The sequence below is a fragment of the Aquimarina sp. AD1 genome, from assembly GCF_003443695.1.
GTDB lineage: Bacteria > Bacteroidota > Bacteroidia > Flavobacteriales > Flavobacteriaceae > Aquimarina > Aquimarina latercula.
This window is the reverse complement of sequence record NZ_CP031966.1, coordinates 2,073,878-2,091,623: the sequence shown is the minus strand read 5'-3', so window position 1 is coordinate 2,091,623 and position 17,746 is coordinate 2,073,878. Positions and strand designations below refer to the sequence as shown.

Here is a 17,746-nt window from a genome sequence, read left to right as displayed (position 1 = left end):
ATTATTAATAACCAGGATTCTGGCCTAAGTTTTGATTTGCAGCTCTTGCTGCATCTGGAACAGGAAATAAGTTTCTAAATGCAGGAATCGAAATTCCATTTTGAGAGTTTCCTTTAAGAGCCCAGTTATATCCTCCTCCAGAGAATAATCCGAAACGAATTAGATCTTGTCTTCTATGCCCTTCCCAATATAATTCTCTCGCTCTTTCATCTATAATAAAATCAAGATCGACATCAGAAGAAACAACTGTTGATGCATTACTTCTATTTCTTAAATCATTAATATATCCTAATGCGGTATTTGGATCACCTCCACCGCCACGAAGATTTGCTTCTGCGTACATCAAATAAATATCTGCTAATCTGAAAAGAGGAAAATCAACATCAGAAAAAGTGTTATTTGCATCGGTACCTGTATCACCAGTTGTAGTAACATTCGTGAATTTTTCTAATACAAAACCAGTTGCGGGATCCGTTATATTGGTTATTTCTGCCGTTCTATCGTCTTTAATAAGAGTGTTTCTGTCGTCATTAGTGAAAGCAGCATCATCGAATTTCTCAGCAAACTGAGGAGAAATTCTGATAGCTCCACCCCAACCACCGGCAGATACACCAAGGTTTTCTCCGTTTTGTTCTAAACTACCTACAGCGCCGTTAGTCATTACTGTGGTTGGTCCAAAGTTTTGAGTGAATTGTCCGTCAGCTATAAAAGGAAAAATAATTTCATTAGCAGCTTGATTACTATCATTATCACCTCTAAAAAGATCTTTATAATTATTGGCTAAAGTGTATCCTCCGTTAATAATTCTTTCACAATAGGTAATACAATCACTATATCTATTAGTGGCAATATATACTTCCGCATTTAAGTACATTTTAGCAAGAATTGTCCAGGCAACTGCTTTATCACCTCTCCCATATTGATTTTGTCTTGGATCAATAAGTTCAGGTTCAATTGCTAGCAATTCGGTTTCAATGAATTCAAATAACTGTTGACGATCCATTTCCGGACCTTGTACATTTCCTACAGGATCATTTTCACTATATAATGGAGCTCTACCATAGGAATCCATTAAATGGTAATATGCTAATGCCCTAATTAACCGTGCTTCTGCTCTATAAGCAGCGATTTCTGTTCTTAATTCGCCACTTACACCTCTAGAATCTAATTTATCCCCAGTTGTTTGACGTAAAAATTCATTAGAAAGTGCTACTGAATACATAGCTCTACTAAAAAAACCACGAATTATAGTATTCGCTCCAGTCCATGTAGAAGTTTGTAAATCATCAATAAATCCACTTTCATCATTGATATAAGTCCATACGATTTCATCAGTACTAAATATTTGCATATTCATAATACCTCGACCATACTGGCTAGTACCTGCATCAAGGCCTCCAATATTAGAAGATGTAGGTCCTGTCAATCCTGTAAGAGAGAAGTTTCCGTATACTCCCGCAATAGCCTGTTCATAGGAACTAGGGTCGGAGTAGAATTCTTCATCAATAAAAACACTGTCATCTCTTGGACTTTGTTCTAGATCACTTGTACAAGAATTTAAAGTGATGATACTTATCATCAGCATTAAATACTTGAAATAATTAGTTCTTATATTTATTTTCATAACAAATCAATTAAAATTTTACGTTAGCTCCCATTAGGAAAGTTCTTGCGCGAGGGAAGATAGTTTGATCAACTCCTGAAAAGATTTCAGGATCTAAACCGGAATATTCAGTAATTGTAAATACATTCTGTACACCACCCCATAGTCTTATAGATGAAGTATCTCCAAAGAACTTAGTAAAGGTGTATCCTAGTGTTACATTGTCCATTTTTAAGAACGAAGCATTTTCTACATAAATATCTGATTGGAATGTATCTCCGAATACGTTAAAATTAGTATCTAAAACCGAAGTGTTTAGGTTAGCTAAAGTTCCATTGTTATTAATGGCATTATAGGTAGATCCATTTGCTACACCATTGAATACATAGTTACCTAGACTAGCTCTTAAGTTAAAAGACAAATCAAAACCTTTATATGTCATATTAGATTGAAATCCCATAGTAACATCAGCATCACGATTTCTATAAACATATTTATCTTCACTGTTAATTATGTTATCTCCGTTAAGATCTGCATAAGCCCCTTCAATCGGAGCTCCGTTAGCATCATATAATTGTTTGAAAACTAAGAATGAAAAAGGAGCAAATCCTTCTCTATGTAATTGAATGTTACCTCCGGTTCCACCTACTGATGGGCCTACTAGTTGATCTTCACCACCAACAAGTTTTTCAACTTCTTGATTAATCATAGCAGCATTATAGTTAATATTCCAAACAAAGTTTTTACCCTTTATAATATCCGCATTAAGGTTTAATTCGATACCTTCTGTCAATAACTCACCTAGGTTTTGTTGCCCTATATTTCCAAAATTAGCTCCATCAGGTAAACTACCACTGATAAACAAATCTTCAGTTTCTCTTCTATAAACATCAACAGATCCATTAATTCTATCGTTAAATAATCCAAAATCTAACCCAATGTTATATTGTGTTGCAACTTCCCATTGTAATTCTTCATTTCTTAATGAAGGATTAGCCACAGTAATTGATGCGTCACCAAAAATATATTGAGATGTGTTTTGACCTAATTGATATTGTGCTAAATAAGGAAGTTTATTAAATTGACCAGCTCCAATATTTTCTTGTCCTGTAACACCATATCCTAAACGAATTTTTAGATTACTTAATGTTTGTGAGTTGGTTAAAAAGTTTTCATCAGATATGTTCCAGGCAAATGCTGCAGAAGGAAAATTACCCCATCTGTTATCTTCACTAAATCTAGATGTCCCATCTCTTCTATAAGAAAGAGTTAATAGATATTTGTCATTTACAGAAAAATTTGCTCTACCAAAAAATGCCACTAATACCAAATCTGGATCAAAAGCTCTTATTGCTTGATTAGAATCATTGTCACCTCTTAATTCACCGGTGTTAAAATCTTCTACTCTGAAATTTTGATAAGAATATCCACCAGTAACATCTAAATTGAAACCTCCGAATTCTTTTTTGTAGTTTAAGTAAGAATCAAATAAGGTATTCCTTCTATAACTAGTAAATTCTGTTCTTGCTCCATCTAAGGTACCATCTGTTAATAACTGACCACTACTGTTTTCTCGAGATAATTCATTGAAACCATCTCCGTTTTGTTCATCAAAACCTACATTCACAGTAGCGGTTACCTCAGGTAAAAACCATAAAGAGTAATCTACTTTGAAGTTTCCAAAGTAGCGGTTTACCTCACTACGATTGTTTCTTTGTAAGAGTGAAGCTACTGGATTAGAAACTGCTAGAATATTATTTAATGATCCATCAGGATTAATACTGTCATATTCAAAGAAGCCACCAAATGGAGAATTGGCATCATAAACCGGTTGTGTCGGGTCAAAAGCTATAGCAGCGCCTTCAACTCCATTTGCAAATCTTCTTTTTTCGAAAGTAGCATTTGCATTTAAGTTAAATTTTAGATTTCCATTCAAGAATGTTGGGTTTAATACTAGCGTAGCAGAACTTCTTTCGAATTCACTTGTTAGACGTAACCCTTCTTGGTCTAAATGACCTAAGGATAGTCTAACAGGTAATACATCAAATAGAGAACCTCTAATTGAAATATTATTGTCGGTAGAAACTGCATTTCTATATATCTCTTTTTGCCAATCAGTGTTAGCATTTCCCAGTAAAGAAGGGTCGATGCTGTTATTAATTAAAGCTTGCTCTCTAACAATATCTCTAAATTCTCCAGCTGAAAAAACATCAACAGTTTCAGGGACTGTATAAATACCAGATTGAAAGTTATAGTCTACTTGTAAACCTTTACTTCCTTTTATTGTTTCGATGATAATAACTCCGGCAGATGCTCTATTACCATAAATAGCTGCTGCAGATGCATCTTTCAAAACAGTAAAGGATTTGATATTATTAGGGTTAATAGAGGAAAGTATCGATTGTGATCCCCCTACTACATTATTGTTAACAGGCAAACCATCAATTACAATTAAAGGATCGTTAGAGGCTGCTAAAGAACCTCCTCCACGAATTCTAATAGCCGCTCCTGAACCTGGAGCACCACCAGCTGTTATGTTAACTCCGGCAACACGACCATTTAATAAATTTTCCGGAGAAACTATATTTCCCTTGTTAAAATCATCGGCTGTTACAGTACTTACAGAACCGGTCAAATCTTTCTTTCTGGCAGCGCCATAACCAATGACCACTACTTGTTCTAGTTCTGCAGCATCTTCTTGTAATGCAACATCAATTCTACTTGTCCCAGAGTATGTAAATTCCTGTGCAATAAAGCCAACATAAGAGAACTCAATAATGTCCCCATTGTTAACCCCATTTAATACATAATTTCCATCAAAATCTGATGAAGTTCCATTTGTTGTTCCCTTTATGATGATGTTTACACCCGGAATAGGTTGACCATTTCCAGCATCGGTAACAGTACCACTGACCGACGACTGTGCAAAAAAGCTCATTGGTATCAACCACAATAAAAACAATGCGCTTTTAGTAAATGTTTTCATAAAAATTTAAATTAGTTTTTAATTGTTTTTAGCCTTATATTTTCACTTTCTGGAGTCCAAAGTATGTAAAATCTATGTTAAATTTCAGCTACGGTGTAGCCGTAACCTTACTCAAACGTTTGCGTGTGGATAACTTTTAAAATTCTGTTAAAATTTTAAGGGTAATTGTGATCATATCGCATATTTTCGCACTAAACTTTAACTTTTAATAAAAAATTCGAGGGAAATGAAGCAAAAAGTTACGTTAAAACAAATAGCAAAAGAATTAGATGTATCTATTTCAACCGTGTCAAAAGCACTAAAAGATAGTGTAGAGATTAGTTTAGATACTCGACAAAAGGTAAAAGCCTTCGCTAAGTTGTATAATTATAAGCCTAACAACATTGCGCTTAGCCTAAAAAACAGAAAAACAAAGACAATTGGTGTTATTATTCCAGAGATAGTTCATCACTTTTTTACCACTGTCATTGGTGGTGTTGAGAAGGTTGCTAATGAAAAAGGATATAACGTAATTATCTGTTCTTCAAATAATTCTTTTGATAAAGAAGTGATAAATCTGGAGATGTTGGCTAGTGGTAGTGCTGATGGTTTCATCTTATCAGTAGCAAAAGAAACACAGCAAAAAAAAGATTACCATCATATAGAAGAAACGATGAGTCAGGGAATGCCAGTCGTTCTTTTTGATAGAATTATTGATGAATTAGTATGTGATAAAGTTATTATTGATGATGGAAAAGGAGCACAGACAGCTACAAATCATCTGTTATCGTTAGGGTGTAAAAAGATTGCAATTCTTACTACAGTTGATTATATCAGTGTAGGTAAGTTAAGAACTAATGGATATCTTAGAGCATTAAGAGCGTATGATATTACGGCTAGAGAAGATTATATCTTAAAAATTGAGGATATTGATAACTGTGAAGCCGAAATATCTAATTTTCTTCAAAATAAAGATGTGGATGCGATATTCGCAGTAAATGAACTTTTTGCTGTTACAGCGGCCAGAGTTCTTAATGATCAAGGGAAAAAAGTACCAGATGATGTTTCAATAGTTGGTTTTACGGATGGTATTTTATCAAAACATTTTATTCCTAGTTTAACAACAATTAGCCAACATGGAGAAGAGATGGGTGTTAGAGCTGCAAAACTACTTATAGATAAGCTTGAGGGAGAAGAAGATGTTCCTGAAGAATATAAAACAGTGATCATAGATACAAGCTTGATCCAAAGACAATCCACAAAAAAATAACATACTAAAATTATTTTATTTAAAATATTATAATATATTTGACGCCTATCAGAACTTATATTTTCACTTTCTACTAACATAAGTTTTGATAAGTGTACGCGCTTATCATAGTAATTATTAAAGATTTACTTAATGAACAAGCGTAAGCTAAGTTTCTGGGAAATTTGGAACATGAGTTTCGGTTTTTTGGGAATACAATTCGGATTTGCATTGCAAGGCGGATTCATGTCTAGAATTTTTCAGACGTTAGGAGCAGAAATCCATGATATTCCAATCATGTGGATTGCAGCACCATTAACCGGTTTATTAGTGCAACCCGTTATAGGATATTTAAGTGATAGAACTTGGAACCCTAGATGGGGAAGAAGAAGACCTTATTTTCTAATCGGAGCTATTTTTAGTTCTATAGCCCTATTTTTTGTACCGCACTCTCCAGCTTTGTGGGTAGCAGCTGGTTTTCTATGGATTTTAGATGCTTCTATTAATATTTCAATGGAACCTTTTAGAGCTTTAGTTGCGGATAAGTTGCCAGAATCACAAAGATCTTATGGATTTGTAATTCAAACATTAATTATTGGTATAGGTACGTGGATAGCTAGTAATCTTCCTTGGATGGTTTCTCAGTTAGGTGTTAGTGATTCTGCAGCTAATGGAGTTGTTCCGATGTCAGTTAAGGTTGCTTTTGCAATTGGAGCTTTTGTTTTTCTCATAAGTATTTTATACACTGTCTTTACAACTACAGAATATCCTCCAGAGGATATGGAAGAGTTTAAAAGGGAAAAAGAAAAGAAAAATCAATTTATTCCTGATATTTTGAATAATATAGGGAGTATGCCATTAACAATGAAAAAACTCGGACTAGTTCAGTTTTTTAGTTGGTTTGCTTTTTTTACTATGTGGAGTTTAACTAATCCTGCATTAACAGAACATGTTTTTAAAACACCTGCACCAGTAGAAGCTAATTATAATATGGATTCAGAAGAATCTGTAAATGAATTTCAGATAGCTAATACAGCATTTCAAAAATCATCAAATGAAGTGGGGAAATATATGGGGGTTTATGGATTATCATCAATGGCTTTTGCTTTGATCTTGGCTTTTTATACTTCTAGAAGGAGGATTAATAGAAAGCTAGTACACCTTTTTTCATTAGTATTTGGTGGAGTAGGTTTTATATCTATGTATTTTATACCATCCCCATCTTGGTTGATACTTTCTTTTACGCTAATAGGTTTTTCTTGGGGTAGTATTTTATCAATGCCATATGCGATGTTATCCAGTTCGGTTGATCCTAAAAAAATGGGAGTCATTATGGGTATTTTTAATATGTTTATTGTTATACCGCAGGTGATAGCTGCTTTGGGAGGAATAAATTACACATATAAACTTATAGGAGAAGAAACAATTAACGCAATGATAGTAGCAGGAATTAGTTTAATTATAGCTGGTTTTTGTAACTTGTTGATTACTAACAAAGATGCTATCACATATAACCCAAAATAAATTTAGAATGACAAAAAAAGCATTCATATTTGATCTTGATGGTGTCATAGTGGACACTGCAAAATATCATTTTCTAGCATGGCAAAATTTAGCCAATGGTCTTGATATTTCTTTTTCTGAAGAACAAAATGAACAACTAAAAGGAGTTAGCCGAGTACGATCTTTAGAAAAAATTTTAGAATGGGGTAATAAAACCATTTCAGAAGAAGAATTTACTGCCTTGATGGCAAAAAAGAACGAGGAGTATTTAAATTACATAGAAACCATGGACACTTCAGAAGTTCTTCCTGATGTACCTAGAGTTTTAGATTATCTTTTAACCGAAGATCAAGCCGTTGCTCTTGGATCTGCTAGTAAAAATGCAAGAATCATTCTCGATAAAGTATTGCTTAGAGATAAGTTTCATGCTATCGTTGATGGAACAGATGTTTCTAAAGCGAAGCCGGATCCAGAAGTGTTTTTAATTGGTGCTCAAAAATTAGGAGTAGACCCTAAAGATTGTGTTGTTTTTGAAGACTCAGTTGCAGGCATTCAAGCTGCCAATGTTGCTAATATGGTGAGTATTGGTATTGGGGATCCAAAAGTACTTCACGAAGCAGATTATGTATTTAAAAATTTTACAGAAATAAAAGAAGAGTTCATTAACCAATTAGTTACAACCAGAAAAAATTAAGAATAATTCGGAATATCAAGCAAAGTATTCTACTGGATGTTTTGCTTGGTGTTTCAATCAACTAAAAATAAAAAAGAGAACCGATGAATCAGGATTATATTAAACCAGATAACTGGTCTATAATTGAAGAAGGATTTGATGTTGAACGAGTTAAATCCTCAGAGAGTCTTTTTAGTATAGGTAACGGAGCCATGGGGCAACGTGCAAATTTTGAAGAGACATATACAGGCCCTACTTTTCAGGGAAGTTATATCGCAGGAGTATATTATCCTGACAAAACCAGAGTTGGTTGGTGGAAAAATGGATATCCAGAATATTTTGCAAAAGTGTTAAATGCACCTAATTGGATTGGAATTGATGTAGAGATTAATGGAGAAAAACTAAACCTTCATAAATGTAAAACTGTATCAGATTTTCGTAGAGAACTTAATATGAAAGAAGGTTGGTATCAACGTTCTTTTAAAGCAGTTTTAGGAAATAATACGGAGATATTAGTAAAATCTACAAGGTTTTTAAGTTTGGATTTAGATGAGGTTGGTGCTATTAAATATGAAGTTACTCCTCTTAATAAAGAAGCTATAGTTCTTTTCACCCCTTATTTAGATGCTGGAATCACAAATGAAGATACCAATTGGGACGATAAATTTTGGGATACATATGAAGTATCTCATAAAGGAAACGCAGCGTACATATCTTCAAAAACAATGAAAACAGAGTTCCATGTGTGCTCTGGAATGCTTAATCAGTTGTTTTTAAATGGTAAAAAACAAGATGTTTATCCTACTGTGGAAACAAACAAAACATATGCAAGTCTTAAGTATGAAGTAAGAGTAGAAAAAGGCCAAACTACGGAACTACATAAGTTTGGTGGTTATACTGTTTCCTTAAATCATAAGCAAGAGGACATAGCATCTGCTAGTGCTGCAGTTTTAAAACAAGCTTCTGATTCTGGATTTGATGCTTTGTTGGATTTACAGAAGAAAGCTTGGTCTAAAATTTGGGAAATGGCCGATATTGTTATTGAAGGAGACGTAAAAGCTCAACAAGGAATTCGTTTCAATATTTTTCAATTAAATCAGACGTATTTAGGTAAAGATGCACGATTAAATATAGGACCTAAAGGATTCACAGGAGAAAAATATGGAGGAAGTACCTATTGGGATACAGAAGCGTATTGTATACCTTTTTATATGGCTACCAAAAATCAGAACGTAGCTAGAAGCTTATTACAATATAGATACAATCATTTAGATAAGGCGATCGAAAATGCGGAGAAACTTGGATTTACTAATGGAGCTGCATTATATCCAATGGTAACCATGAATGGAGAAGAATGTCATAACGAATGGGAAATTACTTTCGAAGAAATCCATCGAAACGGTGCGATGACATTTGCTATCTTTAACTATCTAAGATATACAGGTGATTATAGTTATATTCCAGAAATGGGATTAGAAGTAATGATAGCAATTGCACGTTTTTGGCATCAGAGAGCTACTTTTTCTACAGATAAAGAAAAATATGTGATACTAGGCGTAACTGGGCCGAACGAGTATGAGAACAACATCAATAATAACTGGTATACTAATTATTTAGCAAAATGGTGTATTGAGTATTGTGTTGAAAATATTGAAAAGGTTAAGTCAGAATATGAGATTGATTATAATAGAATTATAGAAAAGACAAAACTTGGCCAAGAAGAAATAAAAGCAATGTTGGAAGTAGCGGAGAAAATGTATTTTCCATATTCCGAAAAACACCAAGTATACTTGCAACAAGATGGATTCTTAGATAAGGAACTTATTACTGTTGATAATCTGGATAAATCGCAAAGGCCTATTAATCAAAAGTGGAGTTGGGATAGAATTCTAAGATCTCCTTATATAAAGCAAGCAGATACCTTGCAAGGTTTCTATATGTTCGAAGATCAATTTACTAAAGAAGAATTGAAACGTCATTTTGATTTTTATGAGCCATTTACAGTTCACGAATCTTCACTTTCACCTTGTGTACATAGTATACAAGCTGCTACTCTTGATAGAATGGATCAGGCATATACGTTCTATTTAAGAACTTCTAGGTTAGATTTAGATGACTATAATAAAGAAGTCGAAGAAGGACTCCATATTACAAGTATGGCAGGAACTTGGATGAGTATTGTAGAAGGTTTTGGAGGGTTAAGAGTAAAGAATGATAGATTGTCATTTACACCTAAAATACCTAAAGAATGGAAAGGCTATGCATTTAATGTGAACTTTAGGAACAGTATATTAAAAGTAAATGTTTCTCAAGATGGTACTACTTTTAACTTAGAAGGAGAACATGAATTATTGATATATGTAGACGGAAAAGAATTTACAATATCTCCGAATAGTTTAATGAGCGTATAATTCATTTATATAAGTGAAATGTAAATACCCCAAAAACCAAAGTTTTTGGGGTATTTAATTCAATTCTGGTTTTACAACTAAACAAAATATACAAATCAAAATTAAATCAATGAAGAATATATTAACCATGCTTTTTGGGTTAATCGTTTCATTAACCTTTGGGCAGATAGAAAAAATAGAGCCTCCGTTTTGGTGGAGTGGTATGCATTCTAATCAATTACAATTAATGTGTTATGGTAAAGAAATATCTAAATATAATATAGAAATAGAAGGCATAACAATTAATGAAGTCACCAAAACAGAAAACCCTAATTATGTTTTTGTAACTGTTGATACTAAAGATGTACCATCTGGTGAAATAGTCATTAATTTTAAAGAGAATAATAAAATTGCTTTTTCAGAATCTTATGAATTTAAGAATAGAAGAAAAGGTTCGGCAGATCGAAAAGGGTTTGATAGCAGTGATGTAATGTATCTAATTATGCCAGATCGTTTTGCCAATGGTAATCCAGATAATGATTCTCAGAAGGATACTGCAGAAAAAGCAGATCGTTCTAATCCAGGAGGACGTCATGGGGGGGATATACAAGGAGTGATAGATCATTTAGATTATTTATATGATTTAGGAGCAACTGCACTTTGGAGTACTCCTTTATTAGAAGATAATGAACCTGTTTATTCCTATCATACGTATGCACAGAGTGATCTTTATAAAATAGATCCAAGATATGGAACTAATGAAGATTATAAAAGGTTAGCTGATGAAATGCATAAGTTGGATATGAAGTTAATTATGGATTATGTAACAAATCATTGGGGGTCAAAACATTGGATGATTCAAGATTTGCCAACGAAAGATTGGATTCATCAGTGGCCTGAGGGTTTTAGAAGAAGTAATTACAGAATGACGACTCAGTTTGATACCAATGCTTCTGCAATTGATGCAAAAGGATGTATGGATGGATGGTTTGATACTACAATGCCTGATATGAATCAAAGCAATCCATTACTTCTTAATTATATAACTCAAAATGCAATTTGGTGGATAGAATATGCAGATTTGGATGGCTTTAGGGTGGATACATATTCTTATAATGATAAAGCAGGAATTGCAAAATGGACCAAAGCGATTATGGATGAGTATCCTGAATTTAATATAGTAGGAGAAGTTTGGATGCATGATCAAGCGCAGATGGCGTATTGGCAAAAAGACAGTAAAATAGGAGCAATTGATAACTACAATTCATATTTACCTTCGGTTATGGATTTTACACTTCATGATGCGGTATCCGTTATGTTTGATGAAGATGGTAACTCTTGGGATAAAGGGATGATTAGAGCCTATGAAAACTTTACTAATGATTTTTTATATCCAGATATTGATAATATACTATTGTTTGCAGGTAACCATGATACGAATAGAATCAATGAGATTTATCAGAGTGATATTAATAAATATAAGATGGTAATGACCCTAATTTTTACTACCAGAGGTATTCCTCAGATCTATTACGGAGATGAAATAGGAATGTTAGGTAATAGAGATAAAAAAGGCGATGGTGATATTCGTAGAGATTTTCCTGGCGGATGGCCTGATGATACAAGAAGTGCATTTGTTTCAGAAACCACTAAAGGTAAAACAAAAGGGAGAACGCAAGATGAAGAAGCATTTCATTTATTTACAAAAAAGGTGTTAAACTGGAGAAAAACAAGCAATGCTATTCATAATGGAGAATTATTACAATATATACCCTTTAATAATGTGTATGTGTATTTCAGGTATACTGAAAAAGAAAGGGTAATGGTTATTATTAATAATAATTCCGAGAATCAGGAACTTGATATGAATCGCTTTAAAGAAGGGTTGAGCAGTTTCAAGACGGGGAAAGATATCATTACTGATAATATAATAGATGTTAGCGAAAATATAATTGTTGCTGCTAAAACATCAATGATCATAACATTACAATAAACTTAAAAAATAAAATTATAAATAATGAGAAAAGTAACTTTCTGTCTTGTCCTTGCAGGTATGATAATTTCCTGTGGTAAGCAAAAAAAAGAAGAAACAGTTGCAAAAGCAGAAACTGTTGTAGAAGAAGTAAGTAAAGGATTAGCTGCTGTTAGTGGCGCTATGATGGAAAATGCGGTGATATATGAAGCAAATATTCGTCAATATTCTGAAGAAGGATCTTTCAAAGCTTTTACTAAGGATATCCCTACTTTAAAAAACCTTGGTATAAAAATACTTTGGGTTATGCCTATTTATCCAATATCTACTACCAAAAGTAAGGGATCACTAGGTAGTTATTATGCGATTTCTGATTACACCAAAGTAAATCCAGAATTTGGAACCTTAGAAGATTTTAGAGAACTTGTGAAAACAGCACATGATAATGGAATTTATGTTGTGTTAGATTGGGTAGCAAATCATACCGGATGGGATCATGTTTGGTTAAAAGAACACCCTGAATTTTATACTAAAAATGATAAAGGAGAAATTACGCATACTGTAGGTACTGATTGGACGGATGTTGCAGACCTTGATTATGATAATGAAGAGATGAGAAAAGGAATGTTAGATGCAATGAAGTATTGGGTAGAGCAAGAAGGAGTAGATGGTTTTCGTTGTGACGTAGCTGGGATGGTACCTGTTGATTTTTGGAATAACACAGTTACAGAACTTAAGAAAATTAAACCAGTATTTATGTTAGCAGAAGGCTGGGAACCAGAATTAATGGAAAAAGCATTCGATATGGGGTATGGATGGGATACGCATCACGTAATGAATCATATCGCTAAAGGAGAAAATACTGTAGAAGCTTGGGATAAAAGAATGGTACAAGTGGATTCTATGTATGCTAAAGACGATATCTTAATGAACTTTACCTCCAATCACGATGAGAATTCTTGGAATGGGACTGTGCAAGAAAGAATGGGTGATTCTAAAGAATTATTTGCTGCATTATCATATGTAGCTCCTGGAATGCCGTTAATTTATTCTGGACAAGAATATGATATGGATAAGCGTTTATTGTTTTTTGAAAAGGATACCATTATCAAAAAGAAAGGAGTGTTCTACCCATTATATGAAAAATTAGGAAAGCTTAAAAATGAAAACTCAGCATTACATGGAGGTAAAAATGCAGCTTCATACAATAGAATTAAAACTTCAGCAGATACTAAAGTGTTGGCTTTTGAAAGGGAAAAAAATGGAGATAAAGTTGTTTTCGTTGCAAATATGACAAAAAAACCGGTAACGTTTACAGCAGAATATGAGGGCAAATTTAAAGATTATCTTACGGGAGAATATATAGATAGTGTTAAAGGAAAAGAATATGAGTTAAATTCTTGGCAGTATTTGATATTGATTCAGGAATAGAGTTTTTTAAAACTTTTAATTTCAAAAGGCAACATATAGTATTATATGTTGCCTTTTACTTTTTACAAAATAGTTGCTAAAAGGTTGCTTAATTAATTTGGGGTATGAAAAGGTTGCTAAATTTTAATAGAAGGTTATAAAATGATATAATTTATCATTTCATGTTATTATTGAGTTAATTAAGGGAAAATTCCCTTAATTTAATGGTGCTTCCGTAAATAAGTATGTGTCGATTTAAGTAATTTTAAAGAATAAAGATTTAGTTAAATCTATGTTCTATTAATTAAAATTCATTTTAAAACCACACAATTATGAAAACTTTTTTATTCTCTTTTTTGTTGATTTTTGGTTATTCGATTTCTAATGCCCAAATAAAAATTGGTCAAGGGGTTACTTCACCAGCTGATTGGGTAGATTATAATACCACAGGTATATATGTTGATGTCGATACAAAATCTTGTGAGTTTACAACGACCCCTCATTATTTGGTGACATTAGAATCTATTAGTAATAAAGGATTTCATTGGTATATATCGGGTGTGCCTTCTGTTTATAACGCTACTTCTACAGGTTTCAGGGTGTATTTAAGATGGACCGATGCTCCTAGTGATTTACCAACAGTTGGGTCTTTAAATTTTCCAAATCCTCTTAGAGCAAGTACTGCTGCAGATCGAGATTGGGTAATCCGTTGGACGGCAATTGAAATGCAAGATTGCAGCTCATCTAGATTAGAAAATAATGAATTGAGCAAAGTCTTTTCAGGTGCTTTCGGACCTGAGGGTGATATGTTATCTTCTGATAAGAAAGAAAATGGAATAGGTAATCATTCTGAAAATGATTTAAAAGTATTTCCAATTCCAGGTAATAAAGTAATTAAAATACAATCAAAGGGAGAGGTAAACAAGTATGAAATTTATGATCTAAACTCCAGATTGTTGGGAACATACTATAATAATACTATTAATATTGAAAAATTTCCAAAAGGAAATTACATATTAAAGACATTTATGAAGAGTGGCGAAGTGATTACTAAGCAGTTTATAAAATAGTCCTATAATTATATATATAATTTTAGTGCTTAAATTTAAAAAACGACCTATGAGAATAGGTCGTTTTTTGTTTTTCTTTAAGTTTGAAGAGTAGAATAGTATCGTTCAGATATTATTTTTATAATTTTATTATTCGTCTCGTTATCTGTTTTTCATTGGTCTGTATATTGAATATATAGATACCAGATTCTAATACTGATAGATCAAATGTGTTTTTAGTTGTTTCTAGTACTTTTTTACCACTGTAATCAAAGACAGTAACTAGTTCTATAGGAATACTTATATATACTTTGCCTTTAGTTGGATTTGGATATATGATAAATGTATCCTCTTCAAATTCTTCTGTACTGAGTAGCTCGTCATAGGTAATACTAAATTCTACAGCAGATAGATTCCCATCGCCAGAAACACTATTGGCTATATTAGCACCAATGTTTAACGTGATAACTCCGGTTGTAGAGGGAATAACCTGAACATTATATATTGCATCAGAACCAGAAAAATTAGTAAGTGATCCATTAGTAATAGTGATATCGTTAATATCGAAATTTAATACATTCTCAGAAAATGTTATGCTAATAGGAATAGGGTTAGTTGCCGTTGGAGAACTTTCGGTAGAAGTAATAATTACTGTTGGTTCGTCATTGGCACTAGTAACAGTAATCATAAATGTTTGATCCGCAGAAGTATCAACTCCTCCGTTAGCAGTTCCTCCATCATCAGATAGGTTTACCGTAACCGTTGCACTTCCAAAAGCATTTGCAGCTGGAGTATAGGTTAAATTTCCAGTTGCATTTATTGTAGGTTGACTGCTGAATAACGTATTGTTATCATTAGTTACATTAAAACTAAGTGTTTGCGTATTTCCATCTCCATCATCAATACTAGAAGCAAATCCATTTACGGTTTGTGCACCAGAATCTTCTACAACTGTTTGATCAGGGCTAGCAAGTAAAGAAAAGCTAGGAACATCATTTACTGCATTAACAGTAATCATAAATGTTTGATCCGCAGAAGTATCAACTCCTCCGTTAGCAGTTCCTCCATCATCAGATAGGTTTACAGTAACGGTTGTACTTCCAAAAGCATTTGCAGCTGGGGTATAAGTTAGATTTCCAGTTACATCTATTGTAGGTTGACTGCTGAATAACGTATTATTATCATTAGTTACATTAAAACTAAGTGTTTGTGTATTTCCATCTCCATCATCAATACTAGAAGCAAATCCGTTTACAGTTTGCGCACCAGAATCTTCTACAACTGTTTGATCTGGGCTAGCAAGTAAGGAAAAACTAGGAGCATCATTTACTGCATTAATAGTAATCATAAATGTTTGATCCGCAGAAGTATCAACTCCTCCGTTAGCAGTTCCTCCATCATCAGATAGGTTTACAGTAACGGTTGTACTTCCAAAAGCATTTGCAGCTGGGGTATAAGTTAGATTTCCAGTTACATCTATTGTAGGTTGACTGCTGAATAACGTATTATTATCATTAGTTACATTAAAACTAAGTGTTTGCGTATTTCCATCTCCATCATCAATACTAGAAGCAAATCCATTTACGGTTTGCGCACCAGAATCTTCTAGAATTGTTTGATCGGGACTAGTAGGGAGTGAAAAACTTGGAGCCGAATTAGAAGGAATAGTGTTTATAGTGTAGTTGTTTGATTCTGAAGCAACTCCTGTATTTCCTGCAGCATCTGTGTATCCCGTTCCGACACTAATAATATTTGTGGCATCTTGTATGTTTGGTGTAGGGGTAAATAATCCAGTATATATAGCTAGGTTGGCTGTTACCATAAAGCCTGATAAAACACCATTTTGTACTGTAACATCAGCTGATGTAAATCCTACTGGAACTTCACTAAAAGTAAAGGTTATAGTCGAGGTTTCTCCCATTGTGAGAGCAACATCTGAAAGAGAAATATTAACTGTTGGAGGTGTTAAATCTCCTAAAAAAGCACTTCCTGTAAAATTACCAATCACATCATATGGATGTGTATAGTTTCCAAAACTCCAATTATTTACAGAATCATATATTTGAATTAAACAATCCCCTATTGTGCTATTACAAGTGGTGGGACCCGTGTAAATACCTTGATCAGAAATTAATAAAATCTGAGCGCTAGATAAGCCTGTGTTTGTTGTAACAAAAGGAAAACCATTATCACCATCTATAGCGGATAGAAAAACACCAGGAGTTGCTCTTGTTCCTGTTACTGCTACAATATCTTCTGCTGCAGCCAAATCAAATCCAGCATTGATTTCATCAACAATACCTATGGAAGCCATTTCGGTATTTCCATCTGCATCTGTAATATTGATAACTGTTCCAGCATCAATAGTGCTACCAGTATTGTTAGTCCAGATTAAATCTCCTTCATTTATGGGACTCGAAAATTGAGTTCCATCCCATTCTTCATCTATAAATGTTATCGTAGTTCCGTTGATGGCATCGTCTAATAAAATAAAAGAAAATCCATCTTCTTGATCTGCACCTCCATTATCTGTGTGAAAAGCTACAAAGGCAATATCACCTGGGGCATCTATTAAATTGTTTTGGTTTTGTGAGAAAGCTTTGAATGAAATAAGTATTACTATTGACAAAGCTAGTATAAGTGGCTTTTTTTCCATGTCAAAATGAAATTAATTTGGGTGAATTATGACTTTTTGTGCCTGTAAAGATACTAAATATGAATGAGGCAAGTATACTTATTACGGTATCTCGACTTTAATTGTTAGTTTATATAAGTTTTGTGAATACCAAAATCAGGGATAAATTATTTTGCCATAATACTTTTTTCTTAACTTATTTCATGAAAATGTGTTAAAACCATACATTTTTTGTCAGTAATTACTGAATTTATTAACCGAAAACGTTTTAGATTTTTGGTAAATTAGGTTATTGTG

10 protein-coding genes are annotated in these 17,746 nt (G+C 33.3%); 7 read left to right on the top strand and 3 right to left on the bottom strand.

Annotated elements, in window-relative coordinates:
* Positions 1-4: 4 nt before the first annotated feature.
* Together D1815_RS09295 and D1815_RS09290 are read right to left on the bottom strand one after the other, a co-directional pair.
* Positions 5-1,624: a RagB/SusD family nutrient uptake outer membrane protein gene (locus D1815_RS09295; protein ID WP_118386715.1), complete on the bottom strand. Its 1,620-nt coding sequence runs from the start codon at positions 1,622-1,624 to the stop codon at positions 5-7.
* 10 nt (positions 1,625-1,634) lie between these two features.
* On the bottom strand, positions 1,635-4,589 hold the full coding sequence (locus D1815_RS09290) for a SusC/RagA family TonB-linked outer membrane protein (RefSeq protein WP_118386714.1): 2,955 nt from the start codon (positions 4,587-4,589) through the stop codon (positions 1,635-1,637).
* A gap of 226 nt (positions 4,590-4,815) precedes the next feature.
* On the opposite strand from D1815_RS09290, the gene D1815_RS09285 reads away from it, so the two are divergent.
* The 7 genes from D1815_RS09285 to D1815_RS09255 all read left to right on the top strand — a co-directional run bounded on the left by D1815_RS09285 (position 4,816) and on the right by D1815_RS09255 (position 14,835).
* Positions 4,816-5,838, top strand: coding sequence for a LacI family DNA-binding transcriptional regulator (locus D1815_RS09285; RefSeq protein WP_027394059.1), 1,023 nt, complete (start codon positions 4,816-4,818; stop codon positions 5,836-5,838).
* Between the two features lie 132 nt (positions 5,839-5,970).
* Positions 5,971-7,341 carry an MFS transporter gene (locus tag D1815_RS09280; RefSeq protein WP_118386713.1) on the top strand — a complete coding sequence of 457 codons (1,371 nt, stop codon included), beginning with the start codon at positions 5,971-5,973 and terminating at the stop codon, positions 7,339-7,341.
* Between the two features lie 7 nt (positions 7,342-7,348).
* On the top strand, positions 7,349-8,014 hold the full coding sequence (pgmB, locus tag D1815_RS09275) for a beta-phosphoglucomutase (protein ID WP_035085855.1): 666 nt from the start codon (positions 7,349-7,351) through the stop codon (positions 8,012-8,014).
* Positions 8,015-8,097: 83 nt separating this feature from the next.
* A complete protein-coding gene (locus D1815_RS09270) occupies positions 8,098-10,404 on the top strand; it encodes a glycoside hydrolase family 65 protein (RefSeq protein ID WP_118386712.1) in 2,307 nt (768 codons plus the stop codon).
* Positions 10,405-10,513: 109 nt separating this feature from the next.
* On the top strand, positions 10,514-12,376 hold the full coding sequence (locus D1815_RS09265; protein WP_118386711.1) for a glycoside hydrolase family 13 protein: 1,863 nt from the start codon (positions 10,514-10,516) through the stop codon (positions 12,374-12,376).
* A gap of 24 nt (positions 12,377-12,400) precedes the next feature.
* Positions 12,401-13,786 (top strand): alpha-amylase family glycosyl hydrolase, encoded by a 1,386-nt coding sequence (locus tag D1815_RS09260; protein ID WP_118386710.1) that lies wholly within the window; start codon positions 12,401-12,403, stop codon positions 13,784-13,786.
* A gap of 311 nt (positions 13,787-14,097) precedes the next feature.
* Complete coding sequence (locus D1815_RS09255; protein ID WP_118386709.1) at positions 14,098-14,835, top strand: T9SS type A sorting domain-containing protein; 738 nt, start codon at positions 14,098-14,100, stop codon at positions 14,833-14,835.
* 118 nt (positions 14,836-14,953) lie between these two features.
* Here D1815_RS09255 and D1815_RS09250 read toward each other — a convergent pair whose 3' ends face one another.
* Positions 14,954-17,470 (bottom strand): Ig-like domain-containing protein, encoded by a 2,517-nt coding sequence (locus tag D1815_RS09250; RefSeq protein WP_118386708.1) that lies wholly within the window; start codon positions 17,468-17,470, stop codon positions 14,954-14,956.
* Positions 17,471-17,746 lie beyond the last annotated feature (276 nt).